The 15,534-nt window shown below is 65.1% G+C and carries 16 protein-coding genes; 15 read left to right on the top strand and 1 reads right to left on the bottom strand.

From position 1 onward, the window contains the following. The first annotated feature begins 16 nt into the window (after nucleotides 1-16). From ASE90_RS13005 to ASE90_RS13040, 9 genes are all read left to right on the top strand, one after another. A complete protein-coding gene (locus ASE90_RS13005) occupies nucleotides 17-2,332 on the top strand; it encodes a TonB-dependent receptor (protein ID WP_056001337.1) in 2,316 nt (771 codons plus the stop codon). Between the two features lie 65 nt (nucleotides 2,333-2,397). Further along, nucleotides 2,398-3,300 carry a VOC family protein gene (locus ASE90_RS13010; protein WP_056002285.1) on the top strand — a complete coding sequence of 301 codons (903 nt, stop codon included), beginning with the start codon at nucleotides 2,398-2,400 and terminating at the stop codon, nucleotides 3,298-3,300. A 5-nt stretch (nucleotides 3,301-3,305) separates the two neighbouring features. Next, nucleotides 3,306-4,463, top strand: coding sequence for an alpha/beta hydrolase family protein (locus ASE90_RS13015; protein WP_056001340.1), 1,158 nt, complete (start codon nucleotides 3,306-3,308; stop codon nucleotides 4,461-4,463). After that, a complete protein-coding gene (locus ASE90_RS13020; protein WP_056001343.1) occupies nucleotides 4,460-5,245 on the top strand; it encodes a cyclase family protein in 786 nt (261 codons plus the stop codon). Before ASE90_RS13015 ends, ASE90_RS13020 begins: the two co-directional genes overlap by 4 nt. Beyond that, a complete protein-coding gene (locus tag ASE90_RS13025; protein ID WP_056001346.1) occupies nucleotides 5,242-6,180 on the top strand; it encodes a fumarylacetoacetate hydrolase family protein in 939 nt (312 codons plus the stop codon). Before ASE90_RS13020 ends, ASE90_RS13025 begins: the two co-directional genes overlap by 4 nt. Beyond that, nucleotides 6,177-6,338, top strand: coding sequence for a hypothetical protein (locus ASE90_RS19990; protein ID WP_156361573.1), 162 nt, complete (start codon nucleotides 6,177-6,179; stop codon nucleotides 6,336-6,338). Before ASE90_RS13025 ends, ASE90_RS19990 begins: the two co-directional genes overlap by 4 nt. Nucleotides 6,339-6,685: 347 nt before the next feature. Next, nucleotides 6,686-7,459 carry a TIM barrel protein gene (locus ASE90_RS13030; RefSeq protein WP_056001349.1) on the top strand — a complete coding sequence of 258 codons (774 nt, stop codon included), beginning with the start codon at nucleotides 6,686-6,688 and terminating at the stop codon, nucleotides 7,457-7,459. A 65-nt stretch (nucleotides 7,460-7,524) separates the two neighbouring features. Next, nucleotides 7,525-8,481, top strand: coding sequence for a sugar phosphate isomerase/epimerase family protein (locus tag ASE90_RS13035; RefSeq protein WP_056001352.1), 957 nt, complete (start codon nucleotides 7,525-7,527; stop codon nucleotides 8,479-8,481). Nucleotides 8,482-8,500: 19 nt separating this feature from the next. After that, entirely contained in the window at nucleotides 8,501-9,424 is a 924-nt protein-coding gene (locus ASE90_RS13040) for a sugar phosphate isomerase/epimerase family protein (RefSeq protein WP_056001355.1), read from the top strand. Between the two features lie 93 nt (nucleotides 9,425-9,517). On the opposite strand, the gene ASE90_RS13045 is transcribed toward ASE90_RS13040, so the two are convergent. Continuing rightward, entirely contained in the window at nucleotides 9,518-10,396 is an 879-nt protein-coding gene (locus tag ASE90_RS13045; RefSeq protein WP_056001357.1) for a helix-turn-helix domain-containing protein, read from the bottom strand. Nucleotides 10,397-10,521: 125 nt separating this feature from the next. Between ASE90_RS13045 and pobA the strand changes: the two genes are divergently transcribed. From pobA to ASE90_RS13075, 6 genes are read left to right on the top strand one after another with little or no spacing between them, the layout of a single operon-like run. Further along, the gene (gene pobA, locus ASE90_RS13050; protein WP_056001360.1) at nucleotides 10,522-11,709 is read left to right on the top strand and encodes a 4-hydroxybenzoate 3-monooxygenase; all 1,188 of its coding nucleotides are present in this window, start codon (nucleotides 10,522-10,524) and stop codon (nucleotides 11,707-11,709) included. Further along, nucleotides 11,706-12,419 (top strand): CoA transferase subunit A, encoded by a 714-nt coding sequence (locus ASE90_RS13055; RefSeq protein ID WP_056001363.1) that lies wholly within the window; start codon nucleotides 11,706-11,708, stop codon nucleotides 12,417-12,419. Before pobA ends, ASE90_RS13055 begins: the two co-directional genes overlap by 4 nt. After that, nucleotides 12,416-13,045 (top strand): 3-oxoacid CoA-transferase subunit B, encoded by a 630-nt coding sequence (locus ASE90_RS13060; RefSeq protein WP_056001366.1) that lies wholly within the window; start codon nucleotides 12,416-12,418, stop codon nucleotides 13,043-13,045. The genes ASE90_RS13055 and ASE90_RS13060 overlap by 4 nt, the downstream gene beginning before the upstream one ends. Beyond that, nucleotides 13,042-13,743 (top strand): protocatechuate 3,4-dioxygenase subunit beta, encoded by a 702-nt coding sequence (gene pcaH / locus ASE90_RS13065; protein ID WP_056001369.1) that lies wholly within the window; start codon nucleotides 13,042-13,044, stop codon nucleotides 13,741-13,743. The genes ASE90_RS13060 and pcaH overlap by 4 nt, the downstream gene beginning before the upstream one ends. Continuing rightward, the gene (pcaG, locus tag ASE90_RS13070; RefSeq protein ID WP_056001372.1) at nucleotides 13,733-14,392 is read left to right on the top strand and encodes a protocatechuate 3,4-dioxygenase subunit alpha; all 660 of its coding nucleotides are present in this window, start codon (nucleotides 13,733-13,735) and stop codon (nucleotides 14,390-14,392) included. Before pcaH ends, pcaG begins: the two co-directional genes overlap by 11 nt. Continuing rightward, entirely contained in the window at nucleotides 14,389-15,531 is a 1,143-nt protein-coding gene (locus ASE90_RS13075) for a lyase family protein (RefSeq protein ID WP_056001375.1), read from the top strand. Before pcaG ends, ASE90_RS13075 begins: the two co-directional genes overlap by 4 nt. Nucleotides 15,532-15,534 lie beyond the last annotated feature (3 nt).

Genomic DNA, 15,534 nt, shown 5'->3' on the forward strand with positions numbered 1-15,534 from the left:
ATGGAGAGGGGATCGTATGACGACGTTCCGCCGCATCGCCAGCATGGCGCTTGCTAGTACTGCCATCTGGGTCGCTGCCCCGGCATGGGCGCAGACCGCCGAACCGACCGGGGCGACGCCACCGACCACGGCCAACGACACGACGACGCAACGCGACGACAGCCAGCTCGAAGAGATCATCGTCACCGCGACCAAGGTCACGACCCGACTGCAGGACACGCCGATCGCGATCCGCGCCGTCAGCGGTGCCGATCTGACCAAAGCCGCCGTTACCGACGTCAGCGGCTTGCAGCGTCTGGCCCCCGACCTTGGCATCACGCCCGATTCGGTGTTCACGAAGATCGCGATCCGCGGCGTTTCCAGCCAGGATATTTCCGAAAGCGCCGACCCGGCCCTCACCGTCTCGATCGACGGCGAATATGTGAACCGCCCGGTCGCGCTGAACGCCAACTTCTTCGACCTCGAACGGATCGAAGTGCTGCGCGGTCCGCAGGGCACGTTGTTCGGTCGCAATTCGACCGCCGGCGCGCTGAACATCGTCGCGGCCAAGCCGGTTCTGGGCAGCTTCGAAGGATCGGCCACCGCCGGCTATGGCAACTATAACGCGATCTATGCGACCGGTGCCGTCAACGTACCGCTGGGCAACGACGTCGCGATCCGCATCGCCGGTCTGCACAACGAACATGACGGCTATGTCGACAACGGCTCGCTGGCCGGACAGGGCGACGACGCCAATGTCGATGCGGTGCGCGGCAGCATCCTGTTCGCGCCGGGCGCGCTCGAAGTCTATCTGGCCGGCGAATATGTCGATGTGAACCAGACGGGTCCGGTACAGTATGGCCTGCTGGTCAACGGCGCGACGCCGGGCCTTACCGAACTGCCCGCGTCGGTCGCACCGCCCGCAACCTATCCGACGCTGACGCAGCGGTTGGTGCCGAGCTTCGTCGATCTGCCGCAGACGTTCGACCCGGCCAGCTTCCCGATCGGCCGGCGCGGCAATTTCAAGAGCCAGCAATATGCGGTGCGCGGGCGTGTCGCCTATGACTTCGGTCCTGCGACGCTCAGCTATATCGGCGGCTATCGCCACGTCGACAACCAGGTCATCCTGCCGCAGAACGGGTTCCTGCCCGAACAGTTCACCTTCTACAACGACCGCTACGACACGCGCACCCACAGCCACGAAGTCCGGCTGAACGGCGGCGCGCAGGGCAGCTTCGTCTGGCAGGTCGGCGGCTTCTATTTCCACGAGAACCAGATCATCGCGCGCGGCCTGTACCTGCCGCTGGCCAGTGCCTTCGCGAACTTCTTCTATCGTCCCTATGTGAAGTCGGAATCCAAGTCCGCTTTCGCGCAGGCGACCTATTGGCTGGTACCCGATACGCTCAGCTTCACCGGCGGCGTGCGTTATACCGACGACAAGAAGAATGCCGAATACATCAATTATGGCTTTTTCCGCACCCAGAACATGGTGCGTCCGCCTGCCGACGGCAGCGGCCCCGGCGCGGTCATCCGCTTCCCGTCCTATGCCGAGGACAAGATCACCTGGACGGCGGGCGTCGAATACAAGCCGGCGCGCGACAATATGCTGTATGCCAAGGTCAGCACCGGGTTCAAAAGCGGCGGCTTCGATCTGGTCGGCGCGTTCAATGCGGAAAATCTGACCGCCTATGAAATCGGCTCGAAGAACCGGTTCCTGAACAACACGCTCGAATTCAACGCATCCGCCTTTTACTACGATTACCAGGACCAGCAGGTGCAGGTCTATATCGACACCACGGTCGGCGCGCGGACGTTCAACGCGGGCAAAAGCCGGGTGTGGGGCATCGAAACCGACACCACGGTCAAGCTTTCGCCGCGCGACCGCCTGAGCCTGATCGTCAACTATATCGATGCGAAGCTGCAGGACTTCGCCGGTATTCCCGCCCCGACGCTGACCAATCCCCCGGCCAACGTACCGCGGCTGACGCTCGACCTCGCCGGCAATGCCGCGCCGCAGGCACCGAAATGGACGATCGGCATCAATTACAACAAGTCGATCGACCTCGGCCAAGGCTATGAACTGGTCGCCAACGGGTTCAGCCGGTTCAAGTCGGAATATTACCTGACCGCGTTCAACTATCGCGGCGATCGGGTCGAAGCGTTCACGACGACCGATCTCAGCCTCGAACTGAACCTGCCGGGCGATAAGCTCAGCCTTCAGGGTTATGTCCGCAACGTCGAGAACAACCGGGTGAAGACCTATGCCGGTTTCACCGGCGGCGGCATCAACATCTACAACTGGAACTTCGGCCAGCCGCGCACCTACGGCGTGCAGGGTACGTTCCGCTTCTGACAATCCCCAAACCGGGTCGGCGCTCGACGCGCCGGCCCGTCCCTTTTTCCCGAATGGAGGCGAGCATGGCCCGCGTTTCTGAAATCCGGTTCGTCGGTTATGCCGTACCCGATCTGGCGGCGGAGCGACGCTTCTACGCCGATGTCTGGGGGTTGACCGAGGTGCCGTCGGCCGACGGCATGGCCTATTTTGCCGCGGAAGGAACCGACGAGAAATATGTCGTCCGTCTGCGGGAGGACGCGACGCAGCGGATCGACGTCATCGGCTGGGCTGCCGAAACACGCGCCGATGTCGATGCGCTGTTCGAACAGGTGAAGGCGAACGACGGCAAGATCATCAGCGAACCGCATGATCTGGACACGCTGGGCGGCGGCTATGGCTTCCGCTTCTTCGACCCCAACGGCTTCACGCTCCAGATTTCGGCGGACGTCGAACGCGGGACCAAGCGCGAACTGGCGAAGGGCGAGGCGATCCCGGTCAAGATCAGCCACGTCGTCATGCACTCGCCCGACCACAAGGCATTGGTCGCATGGTATGAAAGGGCGCTGGGCTTCCGCGTGTCGGACTGGCTGGGCGATTTCATGTGCTTCATGCGCTGCAACAGCTGGCACCACCGGCTGGCGTTCCTGCCCGGGCCGCCCTGCTTCAACCATGTCGCCTATGACGTGCTGACCATGGACGACATGATGCGCGGCGTCGGCCGGCTGAAGCGCAACGACGTCGACATCAAATGGGGGCCGGGCCGACATACGGCGGGCAACAACACCTTCAGCTACTTCACGACGCCCAACAACAATGTCGTCGAGTATACGTCGGAACTGGAGGAGGTCGACGACGACCATCACCAGCATCAGGTCCATGTGCCCCGCCCCGATACGATGGACCAGTGGGGCAGCGGTATCGGCGGTCCGCAGACCATGCCCAAGCCCGCGCCCGATGCCGGGCTGTGGCAGGCGGCGGTGGCGTAAGCGACATGGCGCTGTACGAACCTTTCCCCAATTACATTTGGAACCTGTCGGTCGCGATCGCGATGGAGTCGGGCGCGCAGCTCGGCGAGATCATCGACATGTGCCAGCCGCTCACGCAAGCGGCGGCGACCGGTGCGGATGCCGGCACGCCGCAGTTCATGGCGGCATGGGCGGCGATGGGGACCAAGCTGATCGAGCTGGCCGCCGAGGACGAGGCCAAGGGGCGCGCCTTTTCCGCGTCGAACAAGCTGGAGCGCGCGTCGCTCTACCTGTTCACCGCCGAACGGATGCAGGGCCATGGCGCGCCGGGGCGCAAGGAAACCTATGCCAAGGCACGCGAGGCGTTCGACCGTTCGACGGTGCTGGGCGCGCTGAACCGTGAGCGGGTGGAGATTCCGCTGGCGACGGGCACGATGCCCGCGCTCTACACCCGTGCGCCGGGGCAGGGCGCCAAGCCGGTGGTGGTGTTCTGCAACGGTCTCGACAGTTGCAAGGAGCTGTTGTTCTGGACCCGCCTGCCGCACGAACTGGCGCGGCGTGGCATTTCGACGCTCTGCGTCGATCAGCCGGGGTCGGGGGAAGCATTGCGGTTGCAGAACCTGCCCGTCGATCCGCACAGCGAGCATTGGGCGAGCAGGGCGGTCGACTGGCTGGAGCAGCAGGCCGATGTCGATCCTGATCGTATCGGCATGACCGGCATTTCGCTGGGCGGCCATTTCGCGCCGCGCGCCGTCGCATACGAACCGCGCTTCGCCAGCGGCGCGGTGTGGGGTGCGAACCACAATTGGCGTGAAGTTCAGGACAAGCGCATGGCGCGCGAGGGCGAGAACCCCGTCCCGCATTACTGGAAGCACGTCCACTGGGCGTTCGGTGCCAGCGACCAGGACGATTTCCTCGGCAAATCGGAGGCGATGAACCTCAACGGCCATATCGACCGCATCACGGTGCCGTTCCTCGTGACGCACGGTGCCAACGACCGGCAGATCGGCGTCGCGTACGCCGACGACCTCTACGACCAGCTGGTCAACTCCCCCCGCCGTGAAAAGGTGATCTTCACAGCCCGCGAAGGCGGGGTCGAGCATGTCGGCGCCGACAACATGGCCTATGGCCGTGACCTGCTGGCCGACTGGTTCGCCGAGACGCTGGGGGGTGCCACGGCATGACCCGCCGCATCCTCGACCTTTCCATCGCGATCGACCCGGACGTCGTCACCGATCCGCCGTTCATGCGACCGACCATCACCCGCCAGACCCATGCCGAGACGGTGGCGGAAGCGGCGATGTTCTTTCCCGGCATCACCGCCGACAAGATGGCGGGTGGCGAAGGCTTTGCCGCGTCGGAGACGCTGACGCTGTCGACGCACAACGGCACGCACCTCGACGCGCCGTGGCATTATCACCCGACCATGGACGGCGGCAAACCGGCGCTGACCATCGACGAAATCCCCCTCGACTGGTGCCTGCAACCCGGCGTCAAGCTCGACTTTCGGCATTTGCCCGACGGCCATGTCGTGACCGCTGCCGAAGTCGAGGCGGAACTGGTGCGGATCGGCCATACGCTGCGCCCGCTCGACATCGTGCTGGTCAACACTGCCGCCGGCGCGGCGCTGGGGCGGCCCGACTTTCTCGGCAAAGGTTGCGGCATGGGCTATGACGCGACCATGTACCTGACCCGCCAGGGGGTACGGGTCACCGGCACCGATGCGTGGAGCTGGGACGCACCGTTCAGCCACACCGCCGCCAAAGTCGCGGAGACCGGAAACTATTCTCTGGTGTGGGAAGGGCACAAGGCCGGGCGCGACATCGGCTATTGCCACATGGAGAAGCTCACCCAGCTCGACCAGCTGCCCGCCACCGGGTTCATCGTGTCGTGCCTGCCGGTCAAGGTGAAGCGCGGATCGGCGGGCTGGTGCCGTGCGGTCGCGATCTTCGAGGATGGGCTGTGAGACTCGCGACCCGCGCCGACGGCAGCCGCGACGGCACACTGGTCGTCGTGTCGGACGATGCGCAGCGGTGCCTGCCCGCCGACATGACGTTGCAAGCGGCGCTCGACGACTGGACCCGGACCGAGCCAGCGTTGCGCGTGCTGGCACAGCGGCTCGACGCGGGGCAGGGCGAGCCGCTCGATACCGCCACGCTGCTCGCCCCGTTGCCGCGTGCATGGCAATGGCTCGACGGCTCGGCTTTCCCGACGCACGGGCACCTCATGCAGCAGGCGTTCAAGCTGCCGCCGATCGAGACGACCAAGCCGCTGATGTATCAGGGGATGTCGCATCGCTTTTTGTCGGCGACCGAGGACGTGCCGTTCCCCAGCGAGGCCGATGGCATCGATTTCGAAGGCGAGTTCGCGGTCGTCACCGGCGACGTGCCGATGGGGTGCCGCGCCGACGAGGCGCTCGACCATATCCGCTTGGTTCTGCTCCTCAACGACTGGTCGCTGCGCACGATCGCACCGGTCGAGATGAAGACCGGGTTCGGTTGGGTACAGGCCAAGCCAGCCTGTTCGGTCGCGCCTTTTGCGGTGACGCCGGACGCACTGGGCGACGCATGGGCCGATGGCCGCGTCTGTCTGCCGCTGACCGTCGAGATCAACGGCGAATGGTTCGGCAGCCCGGTCGGTGGCGCCATGGCCTATGGCTTTCACGACCTGATCGCCCACGCCGCCCGCACCCGCGATTTGCCCGCCGGCACGATCATCGGATCGGGCACCGTGTCCAACGCCAACCATGCCAAGGTCGGATCGACCTGTCTGTCCGAACGCCGCGCCATCGACGCGATCGCCGGTCGGCCCCTCACGCCGTTCCTCAGCTTCGGTGACCGGGTCACGATGCACGCCGGCGACCGCTTCGGCACCCTTGGCCAACGGGTCGTCCAGCGGTGATCCACGCCTTCTTCTCCAGCCCCGAGGAAATCATCGACGAAGCCCGTAACGGGCGGATGGTCTTCGTGGTCGACAAGCTCGGGCTCGACCTGATGGCGCGCAACAACGGCTATGGGCTGGACACCGTCGATGAACGGCCGCTGCGGGACACCGCGTAACGAATTTCAACCTGCCGTCACCGGCACGCACGATGTCGGGGTGGCCAATTTGGGAGTGGACGATGCGGATGAAGGATCAGGCCGGGATGCGCCGGTTCGAAGATGCACGCTGTGCGGCGATGGCGATCAGCGCGCTGACGGCATTGGTCGGGTCGTTCTGGATGGCCGGCATCCTGTACTGAACGGGGGCAGCGATGCGCCGCGACCGATCGGCAGTTCGCCACCCGTTACAAACTTGATTATCGCACCGATTATTGTACCAGACGAACCACAAAATAGCGGGCAGGCGCTCGCCAGGCATACGGGGTGCGGTGCGCACCACGGGGCCGTAGAATGGGAAGGGTCCTATGTCTGCGGTCTATCAGCTATCTTCTTGTATCGAATGGCAATTCGCCGAAGCGGGCGATCTTGCCGCGCGGCTTCGCGCCGCCAGGGACGCCGGGTTCCATCTCGCCGAGTTTCACCTGTGGCGCGACAAGCCGGTCGAGGCGATTGCCACCGCGCTGGATGAAACCGGTATGCGGTTGACCAGCCTGTGCGTCGATCCGCGCCGTTCGATCGTCGACCCCGCCGAGCGCGACGCGATGGTCACCGCGGTACGGGAAACGATCGCGGCGACGGCGATCCTCGGCAAGCCGAACCTGATCGTCGCATCGGGTTTCCGTGTCGATGGAATGAGCGAGGAAGAACATTTCACCAATGCCGTCGCCGCGCTGCGTGCCGCCGCCGATGCGGCCGAGGATGCCGGGGTCCTGCTGCTTCTCGAACCACTCAACACCCGGTTGTTCGCGACCATGTATCTGGTCAGTACCAAGCTCGGCCTCGATCTGGTCGAGGCGGTGAACAGCCCCAACCTGCGCCTGCTCTACGATGTCTGGCACAGTGCGGTGATGGGCGAGGATATGGGCGCCGTGCTGGCGGGGCGCGTCCACCTGGTCGGGCACGTCCAGGTCGCCGACATGCCCGATCGCAACGAACCGGGTACCGGGACGCTCGACTGGTGGCTGATCGCGCAGACGCTGCGTACGATCGGCTATGATGGGGCGATCGGGCTCGAATATTTTCCGACGATGCCAATGGATCAGTCGCTGGCCCAATCCCGGCGGAAGCTATCCGACTGACGTCGCCGAGCCCCTTTTACCTTCGGGACGCGAACGACAGCGTCCTTCAATTGCGGAATTCATCCATGCATAGCGATCAATTCGCGATCAGCCTCGATCTGGTCAATCGCCATTATCAGGAACCCAACCGAAACCGGTACGAGAGCAAGTATTTCTGGGAAGAGCTATACCCACTCATCGGCGCAGCAGGGTTTCGTTCGATCGAGATTCCTTATGAACCGGTGTGGCAGTTCGGCGGACGCAGCGGCGTTCCGATGAACCGCTATTGCGTCAACACCAAATACCAGAATGCGGACAAGTATCGCGCGGCGCTGGCGAAGGGTGACATCGATCGGGTCACCGGGGTGACGTTCGATTCCAACCTGTTCATGCGCAACGCCAACCTCGATTTCTATTTCGGTGCCACCGGGCATTTTGCGGGCGAAGCACTGGGTCATGCCGCCGATCTGAAAGCCGATTATCTCGCGATCAGCCCGTCGGCCTATTATGGCCGTATCGCGCACTATCATCCTGATCTGGAGGACAAGGCAGCGGCGTTCACCGACCGGACGGCCGACCTGCTCGGCGGCCTTGCGGCAAAGGCACAAGCAGCGGGCGTCACGCTGGTGCTGCGCAACGAATATTGGAGCCTGTTCCGCGGCGAACGCATTCTGGCGCTGCTCGACCGGTTGCCCGACAGCGTGAAGCTCGACGTCGATACCGCGACCCTCACGATCGCGGGGATCGATCCGGTGGCGTTCGTCACCGCGCAGCGCGACCGGATCGGGTGCGTCCACCTGACCGATACGAGCTTCGTCGATACCGCCGGGACGTGGAAGACGCCCAACCCGGAATTCCCGGAGGACCGCGCGATGCAGGTGTTCCGTGATCCGGGCACGGGTACCGTCGACCTCGGCGCTGTTGTCGCTCTACTGGAGCAGACCGGCTATGCCGGACCGATCGTGTGCAGCGCCCGCCAGACGCGCGACCCCTTCCGGGCGTTGCTGCGCACCCGCGCGCTCATGAACCAACTACAGAATTAAGCCGGACGGAGTTTCCGCGATGCCCAACATCCGCTACGCCAACATGTGTCACTGGAAGAGCATTCCCTATCGCAAGATCGATAATTTTCGGGAGTTCTATTACGAGGACAAGACGAACACCGCCTATTATTCGGACTGGGACACGATCCTGAAGTATCAGGCGGCGCTCGGCTTCGACGGGATCGAGATCGCCCCATGGGATCTCGCCGATATCCTGCCGCTGTTCGGATCGCCCGAGAACTTCACGGCCTTCGCCAAGGATCGCGGAGTCGAGGTGATCGGCATGTTCCACGGCGCGCATGCCTCGCACCAGGCAGATCATTACGACGAAGCGGTCCGATCGGGACGCGAGGCGGTCGACACGATCGTCAGGTTCGGCGGCAGCTACATGAATACCTGCCCGACGCAGAACTATTACGGATCGGGGCCGCTGAGCCGCGAAGAAGTGCAGCAGTGCGCCAGGGTGATGAACGAGATCGGCCGCTACGCCACCGATCACGGGGTCAAGATCGGCCTGCACAACGAGTTCTTCTGCGCGATCAACCTGCCCAACCATCGCGAGCTGATCGAATCCACCGATCCGCGCTATGTCCATTACTGTCTCGACACCGCGCAGGTGGCGATCATGGGCGAGGACCTGCTGACCTTCTACAACGACTATCACGACCGCATCAGCACGTTCCATCTGAAGGACACCGCGTCGGAACGACAGCCCGACAGCGTCCGCCATGCGCAGGACCCCGAGATCACCGACGACGGCACGCGCTGGTTCTGGGAACCGGGGCTCGGCAGGCTCGATCTGGAAGGGCTGTACCGGATGCTGAAGGAGCGTCAGTTCAAGGGGTGGATGTCGATCGAGTATGACGGATCGCCCGATATGCTCGCGTCGATGGCGCTGACGCGCTATCATCTCGATACCGTGCTGCGTCCAATCTACGACTGACGGTTCGGGGGGATTGGCTCGTCCCGTGCGGCGCCGATCCTTCCCGGCCATTCACTGCGCCTGCCGCGACATCATCCGCAACACAGTATGCGATCAACGATAGCTCCCCCTCGATCGGAAGGCGCGCGGCGACATTCCGGCGTGGCGCGTGAAGAACCGCGTGAAATAGGCTGGATCGCCGAAGCCGGACGCATAGCCGACCTCGGCGATCGACAGGTTGGTGTAGAGTAGCGCGCGCTTGACCTCGAGGACCGCGCGTTGGTCGAGCATTGCCGCGGGCGACAGGCCGGCGATCTGCGCGCAGGCCGTTCGCAGGCGGCTCTCGCTAACGCCGAGGGCGGCAGCATGGACCGCGATCTGCTCCCGCAAACGGAATCGTTCGTCGACCCGCGCGCGGAACCGGGCGACCAGGGCGCTTTGATGGCCCGGAGCAACGCCGGTATCGGCCACCGACGATCCGCCCGCGCGCCATGTCTCGGCAAGGATTGCGAGCAGCGCGGCATCGACCGCTGCGCTATGGCCCGGTGCCGCCCAGCCCAGTTCGCGCATCAGCGCGGTAACGCCTGCTTCGAGTGCGGCGTGTGCGGCATCGTCCAGCGCGATGACGCGCGCGGATTGGAACAGGGCTGCTAGGCCGGGATAGCGGCTGTCGAGCAATGCCAGATGGCGGACCGACAAGGTGACGACCGATCCGGCCGATTCCCGCTGCCACGAAAAGCCATGGACGACCGCGGGCGGCACCAGCAACAGCGCGGGTGCAGCGACGGCAAGCCGTGCGTCCTCGGCACGCATCTCGCCGCCGCCCTGATCGAGAACGAACAACTGAACCAGATCGGCATGGGCGTGCGGCAGGATCGTCCATTCGCTGGGGCGCGACCGATCGTCCAGTCGTTCGGCATGAACGAAGCCAGCGTCCACCGCGCGATGCGGCTCGCCATATAGATAGAAGCTGGGAACCGAACCGCCGCGCATCTCGCAAGTCTACGGATGTGCAACCGGATCGTCCAACTTTTTGCGCGGGGTATCCATCGTCTGCCCTTCCCCGATACGGCATGCTGCCTCCCGGAACGGCAAGAATGCCGACAGGAGAGGACGGGATGCGGCATCGTACGCAGGTAGCGATCATCGGCGCCGGGCCGGCAGGAATGTTCCTTGCTCATCTGCTGCGCGCCGAGGGGATCGCCGCGGTCGTGATCGAACGCCGCGACCGCGACTATGTCGAGGGGCGGGTGCGCGCAGGGGTGCTCGAACAGGGTACGGTCGACCTGATGCGACGTCTTGGTATCGCCGGACGGTTGGAACGCGAGGGGCTGGTCCATGGCGGCACCAACGTGTCCCTCGACGGACGGATGTTCCGGATCGACATGGCGGCACTGACCGGGGGGTCGACCGTCACCGTCTATGGGCAACAGGAAGTCATGCGCGATCTGTTCGATGCCGCTGCGGATCGAGGGCTCGACATTCGCTGGAATAGCGCCGACGTGACGCTGTCCGACCTTAACAGCGACCGGCCGGTGGTGACGTGGCGCGACGGAAGCGAGGCGCAGCGACTGGAGTGCGATTTCGTCGTTGGTTGCGATGGCTATCATGGCGTCAGCCGCGCGGCGATGCCGGCCGACGTTCTGCGCACCTTCGAACGCGTTTACCCGTTCGGTTGGCTGGGGGTGCTGGCCGATGTGCCGCCCGCCGAACATGAGCTGGTCTACGCCAATCACGAACGCGGCTTCGCACTGGCATCGATGCGATCGACGACGCGCAGCCGCTATTATATCCAGTGCGGACTGGACGAGAATATCGCCGACTGGTCGGACGATCGGTTCTGGGACGAACTGTGCCTGCGCCTGGGACCGGAAACGGCGGCGAAGGTCACGCGCGGAGCGTCGTTCGAAAAGTCGATAGCGCCGCTGCGTTCGTTCGTCGCGGAACCGATGCGCTGGGGTCGGTTGTTCCTTGCCGGCGACGCCGCGCATATCGTGCCGCCGACGGGTGCCAAGGGCATGAACCTTGCCGTGTCCGACGTGACGATGCTGGGCGAGGCGCTGACCGAACATTACCGCGAACGCAGCGATACCGGCATCGACGGCTATTCGGCACGCGCGCTGGCGCGGGTGTGGAAGGCCGAGCGGTTCTCATGGTGGTTCACTTCGGTCACCCACCGTTTCCCGACCATGGATGGTTTCGACCGGCGCATCCAGATGGCCGAACTGGACTATCTGCGCGGCTCGATGGCGGCGCAACGTACCTTGGCCGAAAATTACGTCGGTCTACCGCTGGAGGCGGCATGAAGCGCAAGATCTACGATACCCCCGGTGCGGCGCTGGACGGGCTGCTGTTCGACGGCATGACGATCATGTCGGGTGGCTTCGGCCTGTCGGGCAATCCCGAAAGCCTGATCCCCGAAATCCGGGCGAGCGGGGTGAAGCGGTTGACGGTCATCTCCAACAATGCCGGCGCCGACGGCTTCGGCCTGTGGATGCTGCTGGAAAGCCGGCAGGTCGCGAAGATGATCTCGTCCTATGTCGGTGAGAACAAGCTGTTCGAGCAACAGTATCTCTCGGGCGAACTGGAACTGGAACTGAACCCGCAAGGGACGCTTGCCGAGCGGATCCGGGCGGGCGGGGCGGGCATCCCGGCTTTCTATACGAAGACCGGCGTCGGCACGGTCGTCGCGCAAGGCAAGCCTGTCGAAACCTTCGAGGGCGAGGACTATGTCCGCGAGACTTGGCTGCGCGCCGACCTGTCGATCGTGAAGGCGTGGAAGGCCGATCCGGTGGGCAATCTGATGTTCCGCAAGACCGCGCGCAACTTCAACCCGAACATGGCGACCGCGGGCAAGGTGACCGTGGCGGAGGTCGAGGAGATCGTCCCCGAAGGCAGCTTCGATCCCGACGGCATCCACACGCCCGGCATCTATGTCGACCGGATCGTCAAGAGCACGATCAACGAGAAGCGGATCGAGAAGCTGACCACGCGCAGCCGGGGGGAAGCGGCATGAGCTGGACCCGTGACGAGATGGCGGCCCGAGCCGCACGCGAGCTGCAAGACGGTTTCTACGTCAATCTCGGCATCGGCATTCCGACGCTGGTCGCCAATCATGTGCCCGAGGGCATCGAGGTGACGCTGCAATCGGAAAACGGAATGCTCGGCATCGGCCCGTTCCCGTATGAAGGCGAAGCGGACCCGGACCTCATCAACGCCGGCAAGCAGACGATCACCGCGTTGCCGACGTCCAGCTTCTTTTCCAGCGCCGACAGTTTCGCGATGATCCGGGGTGGCCATATCGACATGGCGATCCTTGGCGCGATGGAGGTGAGCCAGGCGGGCGACCTCGCCAACTGGACCATTCCGGGCAAGATGGTGAAGGGTATGGGCGGGGCCATGGACCTCGTCGCCGGGGTCCGCCGAGTCGTCGTGGTGATGGACCATGTGTCGAAACATGGCGATCCGAAAATCCTCCCCGACTGCACGCTGCCATTGACCGGTAAGGCCTGTGTCGACCTGATCGTTACCGACCTTGCCGTCATCGCCTGCGACAAGCCGGGCCTGCGCCTGATCGAATGCGCACCCGGCGTCACGGCGGACGAAGTGCGCGGCAGGACCGGGGTGGAGCTGTCGGCATGAGCTACCAGCGAGACGACGCCGGGGCGCCACCGTCGCTCTTCCCCGACTACGGGTCGACGCGGCGGCGTGCCCCGCTGCAACCGCTGTTGCGTGTGCCGCAGACGCGGACCGAGACGACGGGCCCGGCGGGCTGGGAGCGGCTGATGGGCCCGGCACTCGCCGATCTGACGACGCAGCACCGCGCCATGCCGCAGGGACAGCGGATCATCGTCGCCGGCCGCGTGCTGGACGAGGATGGTCGGGCCGTGCCGAACACCGTCCTGGAAATCTGGCAGGCGAATGCCGCCGGGCGCTACATCCATGGCAAGGATCAATGGGACGCACCGCACGACCCGAACTTCACCGGCGCGGGCCGTGTCGTGACCGATGCGGACGGGCGCTATCGTTTCGTTACGATCCGGCCGGGTGCGTATCCATGGGGCAACCACCGCAATGCGTGGCGGCCGGCGCATATCCATCTGTCGCTGCTGGGTCCGGCCTTTGCGACGCGACTGGTGACGCAGCTCTATTTCCCCGACGATCCGCTGATCGAGATCGATCCGATCGCGAATGCGGTGCCGATGCCTTTTCGCCAGCGGCTGGTCGCCCGGTTCGACATGGACGTGACCGAGCCGAATCGGGCACTGGGCTATCGTTTCGACGTGGTGCTGAAGGGGTGCGAGCAAACGCCGTTCGAGGAGGACGACCATGACCATTGACGTCGCCGATCGCCTGCCCGACCCCCGGCAGGACAATCAGGACCCCGCGCTGTTCGGCCAGACGCCCGGCCAGACGGTCGGTCCCTTCTTCCATTATGGCCTGCCGTGGAAGGGGGGGGCGGACCTTGTCGGCCAATCCGACATGGGTGCCCGCCCCGAATTGTTTCCCGAAGCGCATTATGTGCTGCACCTGTCCGCACCGACCGGTACGCCACAGGGCCAGATGATCGAACTCACGGGCCGCGTATTCGATGGCGATGGCGCACCGGTGCCCGACGCGATGCTGGAAATCTGGCAGGCCGATGCCGCCGGCCACTATCCTGTTGAGGCGGACGCCGACCCGCATTTCGTCGGCTTCGGCCGGGCGGCAACGGCCGAGGATGGCAGCTATCGGTTCCGTACCATTCTGCCCGGTCGGATCGCGCGCGATCATGCGCCACATATCGCCGTGTCGATCTTCGCGCGCGGCGTCATCAAGCGACTGGCGACGCGTCTGTATTTTGCCGGTCTGGAGGCAGGAGACGCGACGCTGTCACGGGTTCCCGCGGAACGGCGTGCGACGTTGATCGCGACCTCCGGGGGGGATGGCGTCTGGTCGCTCGATTTCGTGTTGCAGGGTGATCGCGAAACGGTGTTCTTCGACCTGTGAGCGACCTGCTGCGCCTCCGCCCGGCCGCGACGGCTGCAATGATCGCGGTGTTCGACGATGCCGCGACGGTCGCCCATGCCTGCGCCTTCGAAACCGCCTTGGCCCGCGCGCAGGCGGCGTACGGCGTGATCGCGCCCGACCTTGCCGCGGCGATCGTCGCCGGTGTCGATCCGGCAGGGATCGATCCGGTGGAGCTGGGCGAAGAAGCGGCACTGGCTGGAACGCTGGCCATCCCGCTGGTCGCGCGCCTGCGAAGGATGGTCGGCGGCGATGCGGCCCGGGCGTTGCACCGGAGCGCCACCAGCCAGGACGTCGCCGACAGCGTGCTGATGCTGCAGGTTCGCGCGGCGCACCGGTTGTTGGCAACCGATGTCACCCGTGTACGCGATGCGCTGGCGGTATTGGCGCGCAGCCATGCTGAGCGGCCAGCGATCGGGCGGACGCTGTTGCAGGATGCGATGCCGGTCGCCTTCGGACTGCGACTGGCGCAGGCGGCGCGGGGGATCGGCGACGCGCTGGCGATGCTCGACACCGCAGTGGCGGCCAATGCCGTCGTGCAGCTCGGCGGCGCAGCGGGAACGCGCGCCGGTATGGACGGCAAGGGCGCGGCGGTCGCGGAGCATATTGCCCGGGCGCTCGGGCTGGAACGGTCCGCTCCCTGGCACGCGCGGCGTAGCGGCGTCGCCGCGATCGGGGCGACGATCGGCATCCTGATCGGTGCGCTTGGCAAGTTCGCCCGCGATGTCGCCCTGTTGGCGCAGAATGGCGTCGGTGAGGCGCGCGAGCCGCTGATCGCCGGGCGTGGCGGATCGTCGGCCATGGCGCACAAGCGCAACCCGACGGGGTGTCAGGTCGCGCTGTCCGCTGCGACCCGCGCACCGGGACTGGTCGCTTCGCTGCTGGCCGGGCTGCCACAGGAAGCGGAACGGGGGCTGGGTGGTTGGCAGGCGGAGGGGCCGGCGCTGGCCGACCTGTTCCTCCTCGCTTCGGGCAGCGCCGCCGCGCTGGCGATGGTGGCGGAAGGACTGGAGGTCGATGAAGCGGCCATTGCCCGCAACCTCGCCGTAGCGGGGGTCGGCGACGATATCGGCGAAAGCGCGGCGATCATCGCCGACCTGCTCGACGGGATGAGGGACTGACGC

This window comes from Sphingomonas sp. Leaf67 (assembly GCF_001421965.1).
Lineage (GTDB): Bacteria > Pseudomonadota > Alphaproteobacteria > Sphingomonadales > Sphingomonadaceae > Sphingomonas.